General features: G+C 34.9%; 11 protein-coding genes and 4 tRNA genes. 9 read left to right on the top strand and 6 right to left on the bottom strand.

Annotated elements, in window-relative coordinates; genetic code table 11:
• Nucleotides 1–2: 2 nt before the first annotated feature.
• From Q4503_RS16105 to mutY, 5 genes are all read right to left on the bottom strand, one after another.
• Nucleotides 3–75, bottom strand: a tRNA-Thr gene (locus Q4503_RS16105).
• A gap of 170 nt (nt 76–245) precedes the next feature.
• Nucleotides 246–321: transfer RNA gene (locus Q4503_RS16100), tRNA-Thr, on the bottom strand.
• Between the two features lie 105 nt (nt 322–426).
• A tRNA-Phe gene (locus Q4503_RS16095) sits at nt 427–502 on the bottom strand.
• Nucleotides 503–830: 328 nt separating this feature from the next.
• The gene (locus Q4503_RS16090; RefSeq protein WP_215973586.1) at nt 831–1,106 is read right to left on the bottom strand and encodes an oxidative damage protection protein; all 276 of its coding nucleotides are present in this window, start codon (nt 1,104–1,106) and stop codon (nt 831–833) included.
• Between the two features lie 62 nt (nt 1,107–1,168).
• The gene (gene mutY, locus Q4503_RS16085) at nt 1,169–2,290 is read right to left on the bottom strand and encodes an A/G-specific adenine glycosylase (RefSeq protein ID WP_303602864.1); all 1,122 of its coding nucleotides are present in this window, start codon (nt 2,288–2,290) and stop codon (nt 1,169–1,171) included.
• Nucleotides 2,291–2,505: 215 nt separating this feature from the next.
• Between mutY and Q4503_RS16080 the strand changes: the two genes are divergently transcribed.
• Together Q4503_RS16080 and trmB are read left to right on the top strand one after the other, a co-directional pair.
• Entirely contained in the window at nt 2,506–2,844 is a 339-nt protein-coding gene (locus Q4503_RS16080) for a YggL family protein (protein WP_215973587.1), read from the top strand.
• A 141-nt stretch (nt 2,845–2,985) separates the two neighbouring features.
• Nucleotides 2,986–3,723 carry a tRNA (guanosine(46)-N7)-methyltransferase TrmB gene (gene trmB, locus Q4503_RS16075; protein WP_303602863.1) on the top strand — a complete coding sequence of 246 codons (738 nt, stop codon included), beginning with the start codon at nt 2,986–2,988 and terminating at the stop codon, nt 3,721–3,723.
• Between the two features lie 9 nt (nt 3,724–3,732).
• Here trmB and Q4503_RS16070 read toward each other — a convergent pair whose 3' ends face one another.
• Nucleotides 3,733–4,089: a hypothetical protein gene (locus tag Q4503_RS16070; protein WP_215973589.1), complete on the bottom strand. Its 357-nt coding sequence runs from the start codon at nt 4,087–4,089 to the stop codon at nt 3,733–3,735.
• Nucleotides 4,090–4,381: 292 nt separating this feature from the next.
• Here Q4503_RS16070 and Q4503_RS16065 point away from each other — a divergent pair, with 292 nt between their 5' ends.
• The 7 genes from Q4503_RS16065 (at nt 4,382) to Q4503_RS16035 (ending at nt 15,929) form a co-directional block, all read left to right on the top strand.
• A complete protein-coding gene (locus Q4503_RS16065; RefSeq protein ID WP_215973590.1) occupies nt 4,382–5,932 on the top strand; it encodes an ATP-binding protein in 1,551 nt (516 codons plus the stop codon).
• A 222-nt stretch (nt 5,933–6,154) separates the two neighbouring features.
• Nucleotides 6,155–7,711, top strand: coding sequence for a SulP family inorganic anion transporter (locus Q4503_RS16060; protein ID WP_215973591.1), 1,557 nt, complete (start codon nt 6,155–6,157; stop codon nt 7,709–7,711).
• Nucleotides 7,712–7,762: 51 nt separating this feature from the next.
• A complete protein-coding gene (locus Q4503_RS16055; RefSeq protein ID WP_215973592.1) occupies nt 7,763–8,083 on the top strand; it encodes a DUF1289 domain-containing protein in 321 nt (106 codons plus the stop codon).
• A gap of 111 nt (nt 8,084–8,194) precedes the next feature.
• A tRNA-Phe gene (locus Q4503_RS16050) sits at nt 8,195–8,270 on the top strand.
• A 245-nt stretch (nt 8,271–8,515) separates the two neighbouring features.
• Entirely contained in the window at nt 8,516–9,703 is a 1,188-nt protein-coding gene (locus Q4503_RS16045; protein ID WP_303602862.1) for an amino acid aminotransferase, read from the top strand.
• A 487-nt stretch (nt 9,704–10,190) separates the two neighbouring features.
• Nucleotides 10,191–15,071, top strand: coding sequence for a response regulator (locus Q4503_RS16040; protein ID WP_303602861.1), 4,881 nt, complete (start codon nt 10,191–10,193; stop codon nt 15,069–15,071).
• Nucleotides 15,072–15,086: 15 nt separating this feature from the next.
• A complete protein-coding gene (locus Q4503_RS16035; protein WP_303602860.1) occupies nt 15,087–15,929 on the top strand; it encodes a protein-glutamate O-methyltransferase CheR in 843 nt (280 codons plus the stop codon).
• Nucleotides 15,930–15,935 lie beyond the last annotated feature (6 nt).

Here is a 15,935-nt window from a genome sequence, read left to right as displayed (position 1 = left end):
GGTGCCGACTGCCGGAGTCGAACTGGCGACCTACTGATTACAAGTCAGTTGCTCTACCAACTGAGCTAAGTCGGCACACGAAAACGTGTGCGATAATTATATTCTATTGAACTAATTATCTTGGCACCGAACCAATATTAAACTAATTGGTTCTACTAAAAATTAAACTTCGATGATTATAAATCAACGAATTTGTATTGCTAAATAAAAAAGCCTCAACATATATGCTGAGGCTTTGTTATAAATGGTGCCGACTGCCGGAGTCGAACTGGCGACCTACTGATTACAAGTCAGTTGCTCTACCAACTGAGCTAAGTCGGCACACAAAGCTGTGTGCAGTATTACTAATTTACAAAGATAATACTTTGGCACCGAAATAATACTTTTTATTATTAATTAATAATAAATGACCACCATTTCTGTAAATGGTGCCCCGACCCGGATTTGAACCAGGGACACGAGGATTTTCAATCCTCTGCTCTACCAACTGAGCTATCGGGGCATTGCTTTTCGAAGTGTTTTCGTTACCTCGTTAAGACGAGCGCTATTAGACTGTTTTTCTCTTTGTTCGTCAACTGTTTTTTTATAAGTTTTTCATTAAAAAGGTTTGTTTGCTGTTTTTTTACGCTTACTGCTGTTTATTTAACTATTACAGTGGCTTTTTAATAATAACTTGCCTGCTAAAATGAATATGGTAATGAATTTATTAAGTGAAGCGCCATATATATTTTCTAGCTAAAAATATTAATTAGGCTTCATTTTCATCATTACCAATAACTTTTAACTTTGTTTATTGGCGATAATATAATGACGATACGAAAAAATATGGGTTATTTTGATGAAGGAGGAACATAACCTTCGATGTCTGGCTCTATACCGTCAAATAGATAAGCAACCATAGCGCTTTCTAAAAACTTGCGATCGTCAGCATTCATCATATTCATTTTCTTTTCATTAATTAGCATTGTTTGCTTCTTTTGCCAATGTCCCCAAGCTTCTTTAGAGATATTATCAAAAATACGTTTACCCACTTCACCTGGGTATAGTTGAAATCCAAGACCTTCTGCGTCTTTTTTTAGGTTCTGACAAAAAACTGTGCGGCTCATAATTCTCTCTTGTTAGTTATAAGGTTTTTGTGACGTTTATTATTGGCATTATCTAGACAGTGCTAGTTATTTTGAAGTAAGCCAATAAGTTTTTTTGTTGATGCAGCTAAACCTACGCTAGCTTCGCTGTGTAAATCATACCATTTTTGTTTTCTAGGTTCGCTAACTTCTTGAGTATTAATTTCCTGATTACTGCATTGAGAATGTGAATTGGACGTTACTTGAATACAGTCAATTATAATAGGAGAAATATCCAGATGGAAATGACTAAAGGTATGTCTAAAGGTGACTAATTCTTGCCATGAATTTTCTGCGGTTGTGGCCTGTAAGCCTAATGATTGCAATAAACTATTAATATCATCTTTGTCACTTACTTCATAAAAACACCATAAACCTCCCCAAATACCTGCTGGAGGGCGTTTTTCCATTAATACACTATCGCTTGTTGGCGTTGTTATTCTAGGAATAACCATAATGGTATTTTTTTCAGGAATTTTTTTCTTAGGTTTTTTTTGAGGAAATTCAGCTTGTAGATTACTAGCCATTGCTAAGCAACTTGTTTGTACTGGGCATACTTCACATGTTGGCTTACTTCGAGTACACACAGTTGCACCTAAATCCATCATGGCTTGGGTATAAAAACCAGTATCGGTAGCAGGTGTTAAAATTTCACTTAATTGCCATAGTGCTTTGTCAAATTTAGCTAAGCCATTATGGCCTTCTACTAAATAATTTCTAGCTAATACACGCTTTACATTACCATCAAGAATAGGGTGGTATTGATTTAACGATAAACTTAGAATTGCACCAGCAGTTGAGCGTCCTATACCTGGTAGTGCAATTACCTGTTCAATATTTTCAGGAAAAATACCTTTATGCTCACTTACAATGAGCTTAGCTGCTTTGTGTAAATTACGTGCTCTGGCGTAATAGCCCAAACCTGTCCAATGGTGTAGTACATTGTCTTCATCTGCATTAGCCAAGCTAGTTATGGTGGGAAAGCTCTCCATAAAACGTTGGTAATATGGAATAACCGTTGCTACTTGGGTTTGCTGAAGCATTATTTCAGACACCCAAACACTGTATGGCGTTTTATTTTGCTGCCACGGTAAGTGTTTTCTGCCTTGATGGTGATACCAAGTAACTACTTGAGCTGCAAACTGCTTAGCAGATGCTGTGGATATATTTACATCTTTTTTTAAGGGAGTGGAAATTGGAGTATTGATGGTAATAAACTTCACTTTTAAGTATGTAAGCGCAGTGTAACTAATTATTTTGATTGACTCAAAAGAGTTTGTTTTTAAAGAAAGTGATAGTTGAATAAATTAGTTTTATTGCTTGGGATGAAATCTGTATAATAGCGGTAATTATTTTTAGTAACTATTATTAAGGCTATGCCATGAAAGTTGATGCAAAGAACCGAAGTCAGCGTATACGTAAAAAATTAAGAGTTGATGAGTTTAAAGAATTAGGTTTTGACGTTGCTTGGAAACTAAATGAAGGCATAACTAGCGATGAACTTGATGCATTTATTGATAAATTCTTTAGTGAAGTGATTCAACCGAACGGATTAGGTTTTGGTGGTGAAGGTGATACGTTGTGGCATGGTTTAATTTGCACACAAAAACTAGGTTCATGTACAAATGAACATAGAGCTGCGGTTGAAAAATGGTTAACCGATAACGGTGCTACTGCAGTAGCAGTGAGTGAACTTTACGATGTATGGTGGGCTGAATAGCCTAAAGTTATTTAAAAACATTTTTACATGGTGCAATAAGTGGCAAATATGCTTAATACTTAGCTTGAAATGTTTTTATTTACTCCTTGATGCTAGAGATGCCAGCGTTTATTGCTTTAAATCAAATAGAAAGATAGAAAAATGACTGAAAAAGAAAATGAAAACCGCATTCACAAAACGATAGAGGAAGCGGAAAAAGAAGGTAAGTACATTCGTAAAGTACGTAGCTTTGTTAAGCGTGAAGGTCGTTTAACTAAAGGGCAAGAACGTGCTTTAAATGACCATTGGCAAACTATGGGGTTAAATCACAGTGATGGTTTAATTGATGTAGAGGCATTATTTGGCAATGATAATCCTGTCGTTTTAGAAATTGGTTTTGGCATGGGAAAATCATTAGTTGAAATGGCTAAGGCAGCACCAGAATTAAACTTTATTGGTGTTGAGGTACATAAACCTGGTGTAGGGGCTTGTATTTCTTTAGCAGCTGAAGAAGGGGTTGAAAACTTAAAAGTATATGAGCATGATGCCATTGAGATTTTAGCTGATTGTATTCCTGAGAATAGCCTGACTACAGTACAGTTATTTTTTCCTGATCCTTGGCATAAAAAGAAACATCATAAACGCCGTATTGTACAAGCTGATTTTGTTGAAGCTATTCGTAAAAAGCTAAAAGTTGGTGGGGTTTTCCATATGGCGACAGACTGGGAGAATTATGCAGAGTGTATGCTTGAAGATATGCAAAATTCACAAGGCTATAAGAACTTATCTGATACTAATGATTATGTTCCACGTCCAGACTCAAGACCACTAACTAAATTTGAAAGTCGTGGTCACCGTTTAGGTCATGGTGTTTGGGATATTCAATTTTCTAAAATGTAGTGTTTCTATTTATGTATTCTTTGTTGAAGGTAAGTACTTACTTTCAACAAAGAACAAGTGTTGTGCATTACGTAAGTTACCTGAATCTTTAAGCCATTGCTCTGTAATTATTTCTCGTTGTAAGGCTGCATGCAATATGCGACTTTTATATTGGCACCAGTAATATATTGTTGCCTCTTGATGATATTCGTTATTTGGAAATATATCACTGCGGCTTTCTGCCATTTCTTCAATAATACTCGCGATAACCTGCTCTTTTAGTTCATCCTCAATCTTTTGCTTAAAGCGTGTAAAACGCTTAGCTTTAATTAATTGCCAAATTAACCACACCATTGAGGCTAGGGCAAGTACAGCTATAATTTGCATTTATTTTCTCATGTAATAATTATGAAAGGATAGTAACAACTTTTAACAGTAAAATATCTGATTATTTTAGTTGTCTTGCCAGGATTGTAAACACGTTTCAATATTACTTTAAAAATACTCTTTGTGTTCGATGCTTCTTAATAAACCCCTTCTTTTTTATTTAGTGCAAAGGGATTTTACGTGATTATTTTATTTTCGCCTTATTATTTATAATTGTTTACATTGACTTTTATCATTAACACACCTTAAATTAAGGTTTATGGATGAAAAATAATGTCAATGAGCAGCATTAATGAATAAAGCAGTAAAAATCAATGACAAACTTACCAAGCGGTTATTAGTTTATATTTTATTATGCAGTACGCTTGTTTCTGTATTTTCAACGATTGTTCAACTTTATTCCTCTTTCCAATATGACGTAGAGCTATTAGAACAGCGCTTTAAAAATATAGAAAAAAGTTATATACCATCTATCGCTACTAGTTTGTGGGATTTTAATGAGCCTTTAGTCGCACAACAAGTACAGGGTATTGTTGATTTACCCGATATCGGCTTAGTTGTGGTTAAAAATGATTTTGATTATTTATATGAATATGGTGATGGTAGTTTCACGGTTAAAAAGTTTGTTGAATATCCAATAAAATTTGAAGGTAAACACGTAGGGACCTTACAAGTTTACGGCACTTATCAAGATATTTACCATCGATTATGGCAACAAGCTGGATTTATATTAGCAGCTGAGTTTATTAAGATATTCATTTTAACTTTTATTATTATTATTATCGTCAATAAAATCGTTGTTAGACACTTAGTTCAAATTACTCACTATACTCAAGAACTTGCTAGTTATAATTTAGATAAAGAGTTAGTTCTGTCTAATAGGCCACAAAAAGAAGATGAGTTAGATTATTTGGTACGTGCGATAAATAGTATGCGCATTAAGCTGAAGGATGAAATATTTAAGCTGGAAGATGCGGAAAACGCTTTGCTAGCGTTAAATGGTGAATTAGAAGTTAAAGTTCATGATAGAACGGCTAAATTAGAGCAAAGTAATCAACAATTACAAAGTTCTTTCGACAATTTAACATTAGCACAAGATCAATTAGTACAATCTGAGAAAATGGCATCTCTTGGTCAGTTAGTGGCGGGTGTTGCTCATGAAGTAAATACACCTCTAGGGATTTGTGTTACATCAATCACCGCATTAAAAGAAAAAGTTGAAGCTCTGCAAGAAGCCATTGAGTCACAGGAGTTAACGAAATCATTTCTTACCGAAACATTAAGCTTATTGATGGAATACGAGCAAATAATTGAGCGTAGTTTAAACAAATCAGTGGAGCTTATTCGAAGTTTTAAATCGGTTGCTGTTGAACAGCATACGGATCCTGAAGTTAATATTAATTTATCTCAACATGTTTACGATGTAGTAAACACGGTTAAAACACTCTTTAAACAGAAAAAATATACTATTAATATTGAGGTCGATAAAGACATTAGCTTAATAACTTACCCGAGTGCTTGGAATCAAATATTAACGAACTTCCTAATGAACTCTCATATCCACGGGTTTGAAGAGCGAATTGAAGGGGAAATCTCAATAGAATTCACTAAAAATAATGGTTATTTAACATTGCTTTATAGTGATAATGGTAAGGGTGTGCCTGATGCACTTGAAAAGCGTATATTTGATCCATTTGTTACAACAAAGCGTGGACAAGGTGGCTCTGGTTTAGGCTTGAATATTGTTTTTAATTTGGTTAATACTAAATTAGGTGGAACAATTAAACTACTTGAAACCGAGCAAGGTAGTAGCTTTAAGGTAAAAGTACCAGTTAAAGACTAGGCTATTTAACTTATAAATAATACATGCTATGTAGCGGAGCTAATATCGTTCTAAAAACAAGCATATATTGACTTTTTCACATTAGATCTATAGTATTCTCGCGCCTTAAATCTAACTGAAACTCTGTATATATCTAAGCTTGTTAGCTTTAGGTGTCTTCGCTGTTCTTAACTTCATGAATACGTTTATACCAACGTATTCAATATAACCAATGAGATAAAAATGTTTGAATTACATACCAGTAAAGTGTCAAACCTGAGAAATGATGTTTTGTCGGGCTTAACCGTCGCTTTAGCTTTGGTGCCAGAAGCTGTCGCTTTTGCTTTTGTTGCCGGTGTAGAGCCTTTAGTTGGACTATATGCTGCTTTTATGGTTGGCTTAATTACTGCTATATTCGGTGGCCGACCAGGAATGATTTCAGGGGCAACAGGTGCTATGGCTGTTGTTATGGTTAGTTTAGTGGCTATTCACGGGGTTGAATACCTTTTTGCTACGGTTGTCTTAACCGGGCTGCTGCAAATACTGGCCGGACTATTTAAATTAGGTAAGTTTATTCGCTTGGTACCGCACCCTGTAATGTTGGGATTTGTTAATGGTTTAGCGATTGTTATTTTCTTAGCACAACTTGGCCAATTTAAAGTTACTAATAGTGCAGGCGAATTAGAGTGGCTTCAAGGCACTCCAATGATGATAATGGCAGGGTTAATCTTATTAACAATGGCGATTATCCATTTTTTACCTAAATTAACTAGGGCAATACCTTCATCACTGGTAGCTATTGTTGTTGTTACTGTATTAGTACAGAGTTTAGGGCTAGATACCCGTACAGTGGTGGATTTTTTACGTGATATGACTAACGACCCAACGGCTTCTATTGCTGGTGGTTTGCCACAATTTTCTATTCCGAATGTACCTTTTAATCTTGAAACTTTAAAAATTATCTTACCTTTTGCACTGGTACTTGCCGCTATTGGTTTAATTGAATCGCTATTAACCTTAACACTTATTGATGAGCTAACTGGAACTCGTGGTCAAGGTAATAAAGAGTGTGTTGCTCAAGGAGCTGCCAACACGGTAACTGGTTTCTTTGGTGGTATGGGGGGGTGTGCCATGATTGGGCAATCTATGATCAATGTAAATTCTGGTGGTAGAGGCCGAGCTTCTGGTATAACTGCGGCTATTGCATTACTTGGCTTTATTTTATTTGCTTCAGGTTTAATTGAAATGATCCCGTTAGCTGCGTTAGTTGGGGTTATGTTTATTGTTGTTATTGGTACTTTTGAATGGTCAAGCTTCCGTATCTTGAAAAAAGTACCTAAAGCTGATGCTTTTGTTATCGTACTGGTATCTGGTGTTACCGTTGCTACTGATTTAGCAATAGCTGTGGTAGTAGGTGTTATTGTTTCTGCATTAGTTTTTGCTTGGGAACATGCTAAACGAATAAAAGTTAATCGTAATACTGATGAACAAGGTTCAACTGTTTATGAAGTGATTGGTCCTATTTTCTTTGGTTCTGTTTCGACCTTTTTGGAGCAATTTGATGTTGAAAAGGACAGTGATGATGTTGTGATTGAATTCAAACGCTCTCGTGTTGCTGATCATTCGGCAATAGAGGCTATTGATACTTTAGCTGAACGTTATCTTGCTAAAGGTAAAAAATTGCATTTAAAACATTTAAGTCAAGAGTGCCAGGTGTTATTAGAAAAAGCAGGAGACTTAGTTGAAGTAAATGTGATTGAAGATCCTGAATATCATATAGCAACAGATAAGCTAGGCTAGAAGGATTCTTTTTTGATGTTATAAGGTCTTCTTATATAAGGTTTAACAAAAATGCAGCTAGAGTTCTTTGATATTCCAAGTCCTTGTGTGGAAGTATGTCAATCGAATGAAAAGGGCTATTGCCTTGGCTGCATGCGTACGCGTGAAGAAAGAAAAGAATGGGTTCATCTTGATAACGATACAAAACAAAAAGTAATCAAACGCTGTATTCAGCGTAAAAAGCGTCAAAAAAATAAAGAAAATCCGAAAGCTATTGAAGTAGCTAAAACTTTACCAGAGCAGCAGGTAGAGCAGCCTTCATTGTTAGATGAACCTAAAAAAATAACTTTATCTGATGACAAAGCGTTAGATTTTGGCGATTTTGAACTATAGCTTTTAGGCTTCCTAGTGAAAAGGAAGAAGAAAACGGTTGCTAGCTTATATAATTATAGCTATTATACGCGTTCTTTGAAGCACCTAGTTGCTGAAAAGTTTATCTATAATGCCCCGATAGCTCAGTTGGTAGAGCAGAGGATTGAAAATCCTCGTGTCCCTGGTTCAAATCCGGGTCGGGGCACCATTCTATAGTTTATACTCAATTACTATGGCACAGTAAAACAAGTGCTATTATCTTTGTCGCTTTATCGTAGAATACCTCTTCAAAATAACCTCTCAATTCTAATTCATCAACGATATATTTTTATTAAACAAATATAAATATTTATATTCAATATTAGTGCATGATTATTCAAATAGCTTGAGGTATAATTATTTATATTGTCATTTTAAATAATTAACCATTGTAATTAGAAAGGTATTAATCTTATGTTTTCGCAGTTAAAGCAGTTACCACCAGACCCTATCCTAGGTTTATCTGTCAAATTTAAAGCAGATGCCAATGCCAACAAAATCGATCTTGGCGCGGGTATTTATAAAGATGAAAATGGCCATACTCCCGTTTTATCTTGTGTAAAAGCAGCTGAAAAATTTCGTTTAGAAAATGAAAAAAGCAAGGCTTACTTAGGCTCTGCCGGATCTGCATTATTTAATGAAAAAATGACTTCACTTATGCTGGGTGATCATAAAGTTATTAGTGAAAATAGAATTCGCACTGTATCAACACCTGGCGGTACTGGCGCCTTGCGTACCGCAGGCGAATTTATCAAATCTTGTACTCCTGGTGCTACTATTTGGGTAAGTAACCCTACTTGGGCAAACCATCAAGGTGTTTTTACTGCAGCAGGTTTAATAGTTAAAACATATCCTTATTACGATTATGAAAATAAAACGTTAGATTTTGATGGTATGCTTGAAGCATTAAAACAAGTATCTAAAGATGATGCTGTGTTATTACATGCATGTTGCCACAACCCTAGCGGTATGGACTTAAATCAAGAACAATGGCAACAAGTGGCAGAGGTAGCTAAACAAGTTGGCTTTATGCCAGTTGTGGATATGGCTTATCAAGGTTTTGGTCAAGACTTAGACGCAGATGCTTTCGGTTTAAGATTGATGGCTGATACCGTTGAGCAAATGATTATCTGTAGTTCATGTTCGAAAAACTTTGGCTTGTATCGTGAGCGTATTGGGGCTTGTTCTATCATTGGTAAAAGTGCAATTGCAGCTGACATTATCAATTCGGTGTTACTTTCTGTGGTACGTGTGAATTATTCTATGCCACCTGCACATGGTGCTGCTATTGTAGAAACAATTTTAAGCTCCGCAGAGCTAACGACTCAGTGGCATGGCGAGCTAAAAGAAATGCGTGATCGTATTAACGGCATGCGTCAATTACTCGTTGATCAGTTGGCCGCTAATGGTGTAACTCGTGATTTTAGCTTTATTACTACACAAAATGGCATGTTTTCATTCTTAGGCATTGATAAAGAGCAAGTACAACGTCTACAAGATGAATACAGTATTTATATTGTTGGTTCAAGCCGCATTAGTCTTGCTGGAATTTCACCTGATAACGTTAATTATTTAACGCAATCTATCGCTAAAGTACTTTAATAATTTACTTTATTTAATTTCAGTATGTCTCGTCTTGTTATGCGTTGACATTTTTAATGAAAAAGCCTGCTGTTAATATTATAACAGCAGGCTTTTTTATATCACGGATATTACTCGTTATGATAATCCCTGCTGTGTATATAGGCAATGTATAAACCGACTAAACCATGTTAAATTAATTACTCTATAACTTTTCTTTCTTAATATTCCCCATAATATAAAAAATTTTATATTATTCAAGACATCGTCTAGACAGAATAGCGTTTATAACATACTCTGAAATCAAGATATGAAAGTTTCTGCCCACAACTTTAGCATATAAAATTAGAGACTTACTGTAGTCAATACCAACTTGATTAAATTATCGTTTTGAGGAAAACCACTTTAATCGATTTAGCACAAGCTTGCAGTAAAAAACTTCTGTATTACTTACTATTCATCAATAATAATTTAAAGAGATATTTTCGTGAAAAAAATTAGGAAACGTATGACTATTAAGCAAAATTTAATTTTTGGCTTTTCAGCTATTAGTGCCATTTTATTTGCTGCTGTCTGCACAACGTTGATTTTGACGAATATTATTAATAAGACAACGAAAGAAATTGTTGAAGAAAGAATGCCATCATCAGAAAAAAGTTCTTTCATGCTAACGGGGATTAATAGCTCGTTGGCTTCTCTTGGTGGTTGGTTAATTACCGGTAATGAAAGGTTCAAAAAAGATAGAAATAATACTTGGGAAGTTATTGATTTAACAACGATAAAAATAGATTCTTTGTCAACTAAATGGGAGTCTCAAGAAAGTATTGAGAAGTGGAGCGAAGTAAAGCTATATTTAGAAAAATTCAAACAGATACAGCAAAAGGTTGAAGATATCGGTCATACCTTGGAAGAAAAGCCTGCTAATAAAATTCTAATTGAGCAAGCTAACCCAATTAAATCAGACATGTTTCGTTTTATATCACTTATGATTGATTCTGAAAAAAATCATGTCCCTGATAGCGTACAAAAAATATCCATATTAACAGCGCTTCGTGCTTCTATGGGGTACGGAGGGATGATACATAATTTTAAAAATTATGTATTACGTGGTACTGATAAATCACATCAGGCTTTTGAAGAGTCTATTAAAAAGTCACGTGCGCTTCTAGATGAATATATAAAATATCCAATGAGCGATGAAGAGTTACTTGCTGTTGATATTATTAGCCAAGTTATTACCCATTATTCTGAAAATAGCATGCTCATTAAAGTTGTTGAAGACGAGGGGAATTTACCAGAAATAACGGACAGTTTGGTAAAAGTAGATGATAGTACCGCTATCGAAGCATTAACCTTTCTTGATAATGTTAACGCTTCAGCAAGGTCAGGTAAACAACAAATAGCCTCAAAAATTCGTGTTTTACTTGGCTATAATGGATTTATTCATCATTATAAAAATTACATACTACGTAAAACAACTGATAGAAGAAATCAAGCTGAGCTCGCTTTGGATGAAGTTGTTAAAGTGATTAACTTATATCGATTGCAAAACTTAACCTCAAGCGAACGTTCAGCATTGCAAGATTTAGAAAGGGTAGTGAAATCTTATCGTATTGTCTTAATCAAAGCAGAAAAACTCGTGTTAAATGGCGCTGATGCGAGAACTATCGATAGAGGTGTACGTATAGATGATCAGCCGGCATTAAAAGCATTGGCCTTTATTGATGAGTCAATTGCCAATTCATTACGTGATCCAGAGGAAGCGATAAAACTTCAATCTGCTACATTGCAAGATCGTGCTCGATTACTGGGTACTATGTCTGATTTTAGGAATACATTAAGTTCAACTTTTGATGAATTACAGTCATTTCTTATTACCGGGCAAGAAGAGCACTATCAATTGTTTCAAACCCAATGGCATAGTAATACTGAAGAGTTTACTATGCTCAAAAAGCTTCAATATTTAATGTTACCAGAGCAACTAAGTGCCTTTGAAAAGCTAACAGCCTCACGTGAAATTTTTACTCCATTACCTGAACAAATGTTTGATATTCGTCGCTCTGAACGTTGGAATATGACTAATTATTTACTTGCCACTGAAGTTATGCCGCTTACAGAGAAAATACTCGGGTTACTTGCCGGTGAGCGAAATGAAGAAGGGAGACGTGATGGGGGATTGGCCAAAAGTGAACGAGTACAGCTTGCGATGATCGCAAAAGATAATGCTTATTCAGTGGCTCAACTGAATGCAATACAATGGTTATTGCTATTAACGGGGTTGGGTACGGCGTTCTTTATTGGTAAAAAAACTGAAAAATCAATTACAGAGCCATTAAAGAATATTACTGAAGCGATGACAAAAATTGCATCTGGTGGATCTGTTATTAATATAGAAGAATCGAATCAAGCAGGAGAAATTGGGCACTTAACTAAAGCTGCTAGCATATTTCAGCAATCAGCCTTGAAAACCGAAGATGAAAACTGGAAAAAAACACAAATTGCACGTATTTCGGAAAAAGCTCAACAATCTGACACCTTGGATGATTTTTGTCGAGAGGTTATTGATCAATTAACGCCATTAATAAACGGAGCGGTTGGCGTGTTCTATCTTTATAAACCTGAAGCAGAGCTTTTACAAATAGAAGCTAGCTATAGCTTTGTTCAGAAGGAAAGTATTCAAACAAGCTTCAAATTAAGAGAAGGCATTATTGGGCAATCAGCCTTTGAGCAGCAAAATATAATTTTATCTCCTGTACCTGAAGATTTTATTACCGTGTCCTCTGCATTAGGTGATTCGCAACCCGCAACATTAATCGTGTTACCTGTTATTTATCGAAATAACTTACTAGGCGTTATTGAAATAGCAAGTTTTGATGCTTTATCGCAACTAAATCATGAGTTGCTCGAAGAAATCATACCTGTGATTGCACTCAGTTTAGAGAAACTCAACCAAGTTATTAATGCGAAAACATTATTAGAAGAAACCAAACGTCAAGCTGAGCAATTGCAATTATCTGAAGAAGGGTTAAGAGCTTCCGAAGAAGAGTTAAGAGTATCAGAAGAAGAGTTGAGAGTTATTAACGAAGAGCTCGTTGAAAATAGTCGAGGCTTAGAAGATAAAACACTACAATTAGAACGTGCACAATTAAAACAACGTAAAATTAACCAAACACTATCTGAGCATAATAAAGAAATTCAAGCGCAGCAAAAAGCGTTAGAAAAAGCATTAGCTGAAAATCAACAGAAAACAGAAGAAATCAGACAATCGAGTCGCTATAAATCTGAGTTTCTTGCCAATATGTCTCATGAATTAAGAACACCATTAAATAGTTTATTGATTTTGTCTAAATCATTAGCAGAAAATGATGATGGTGATCTTAATGAAGATAATGTCGAAGCTGCTGAAATTATCCATGAAAGTGGTACATCTTTATTGCATCGAATTAATGAAATTTTAGATTTGTCTAAAGTTGAAGCAGGACAAATGTATATTCATAGTAATGCGATCATATTAGATGAACTTAGTCATAGTATTAAGCGCTCTTTTAAACATGTAGCGGCAGAAAAGAAGCTTGATTTTAATGTAACATTAGATGAAAACCTACCCGAATCAATCACATCAGATGTAGATAAAATCGTACAAATATTGGATAACTTGATCGCTAATGCTATTAAGTTTACTAAAGAAGGTAGTGTCACTTTATCAATAAAAATTCCAGAGTCTCTGCCTAATAATATCGATGAAGATATAACTGAGCCAGTGCAATTTGCCATTATTGATACCGGTATTGGTATTAATAATGAACATTTACAAAGTATTTTTGAACCGTTCCGTCAAGAAGACGGCTCAACTAGTCGAGAATATGGAGGTACAGGCTTAGGTCTTTCAATCTCTAAAAAGTTTGCGGAATTACTTAATGGAGTTATTTGTGTTGAAAGCGAAAAAGGTAAAGGCAGTGTGTTTAGCCTTATTTTACCTAGACATTTAATTACTGAAGAACAGCAGAATGAAAAAGAGCTTATTAATACTCAAGATAAGGTATCACTAGATAACGTTAATATTCCATTAAATGATGATTACATACAACCTGATGTACAGAGTGAAACTAAGGTTGAATTAGATGAAGATAATCGATTATTAGCCGATATCGATCTGTTTATTGATGATGATCGTGAAAATTTAACAGAAAATGATCAAGTTGTCTTGGTGGTAGAAGATGATATTCATTTTGCGCAAATATTAGTTAAACGGATAAATAAGCAAGGCTTTAAAGCAATTGCGACCGGCAATCCATATGACGCTTTATGCTTGGCTAAGTTATTACAACCTATGGGGATTGTACTTGATGTCGAGTTGCCTCAAATGGATGGTATTGAAGTGTATAAACAATTAAATGCGATTGCTAAAACACACAATATACCTGTTCATTTTATGTCGGCTTCTAATGCTGCATTAAGAGCAAAAGCAATAGGCGGAGCGAATTACTTTACTAAACCGGTTACTCGAGAGCAAATAGATGAAGCGATTCATGGTTTTTCAATTAATTGTAATAATGAATTACAAAGTGTACTAATTATTGATAGTGAGCCTGAAACACGGAGTTTTGCGTGTGAGCAATTTCAGACAAAAGAAGGGATAGAGGTTTTTGAGGCAGCTACAGGGGAAGAGGCCTTAACACAATTACAAAAGCATAATATTGATTGTATTATTTTAGAACTTAATTTACCTGATATTAATGGGACAGAATTACTAGAAAAAATTAATGCTTTGTCTGAAGAGCCGATGCCGCAAGTTGTTATTTATTCATCGAAAGATTTATCTGATGAAGAAGTGAGAGTGTTAAGACAATTTACGGATAGCTTAATATTAAAAGACGGTAGTTTTGTCGAAAGGTTACAAGACGAAGTTATGTTGTTTTTAGATAGTGTTAAAGAAAATCAAGGGAAAGCCTCTTCTGAACATGCACTTGATAAGTATCCAAATTATAATACCGATGCAAACCCTGCTTATGAAACTGCGCTTGAAGGTAAAACAGTACTCGTTGTTGATGATGATATGAGAAATACTTTTGCATTATCAAGAGCGTTAAGTGATAAAGGCATGAAAGTACTGATGTCAAAAGACGGCGCGCAAAGCTTAACAATGTTAGAACAAAATCCTCAGGTTGATATTGTGTTAATGGACTCTATGATGCCTGGCATGGACGGGAATGAAGCAACAAAAATTATTCGTAGTAAAGAGAAGTATGCTGATATGCCTATATTAATGGTTACTGCAAAAACGATGAAAGGCGATCGTGAGGCTAGTATGGCCTCAGGTGCTAGTGACTATTTACCTAAACCTATTAATATGGATAAATTATTATCAATGATGAGAGCTTGGCTATAACTATAGGAGTAAAGGATGGCTACTAATATTGAAAATATTGAAAATATTGAAATTAAACTATTTCTCCAGGCGGTTAAGCTTCGGTATGGCTATGACTATCAAGATTATACTCATGCTTCATTAAAGCGACGCTTACGTTTATTAAAGAATAATAACCAAGTTGAATTTATTAGTGATTTGATTCATAAAGTTCTTCATGAAGAGGGGTTTTTGAAGGAGATAATTGATCATTTTTCGGTAACTGTTACTGAAATGTTTCGAGATCCTGACTTTTTTAGAGATTTACGAACCTATGTATTACCGGCATTAAAATCTTACCCACGACTTAATATATGGATTGCTGGTTGTGCAACGGGTGAAGAAGTATTTTCATTAGCTATATTATTACATGAAGAAGGGTTATTACAACGCGCTACTATTTATGCAACGGATATAAATAAAAAAAACTTAGATATTGCTAAAAGTGGTATTTTTGCTTTAGAGCGAGTTCCTGATTATACGAGAAACTATCAAGCTATGGGAGGGAGAGCCTCTTTTTCCGATTATTATCACTCTCGTTACTCTCGTGCAAAATTGGCAGAGTTTATTCTTGAACATATTGTTTTTAATGAACATAATTTGGCAGCTGATAGTGTTTTTGGGGAAATGCAGTTAATCTTATGTAGGAATGTTATGATTTATTTTAATGAAACATTACAAGACCGATCAATTGCCCTATTTTCTCAAAGTTTAGTACGTAGCGGTTTTCTTTGTTTAGGTACGAAAGAGTCATTACGTGCTTTTAAGCAAAAAGAACAATTCACGACAATATCTAAAGTAAATAAAATTTATCATAAGTTATTACCTACAATAGGTTGAACGAAA

Origin of the sequence: Colwellia sp. 6_MG-2023 (genome assembly GCF_030547765.1) — a bacterium.
GTDB lineage: Bacteria > Pseudomonadota > Gammaproteobacteria > Enterobacterales > Alteromonadaceae > Colwellia.
The sequence above is the reverse complement of the archived record's forward strand: the minus strand, read 5'-3'. Positions and strand labels throughout refer to the sequence as shown.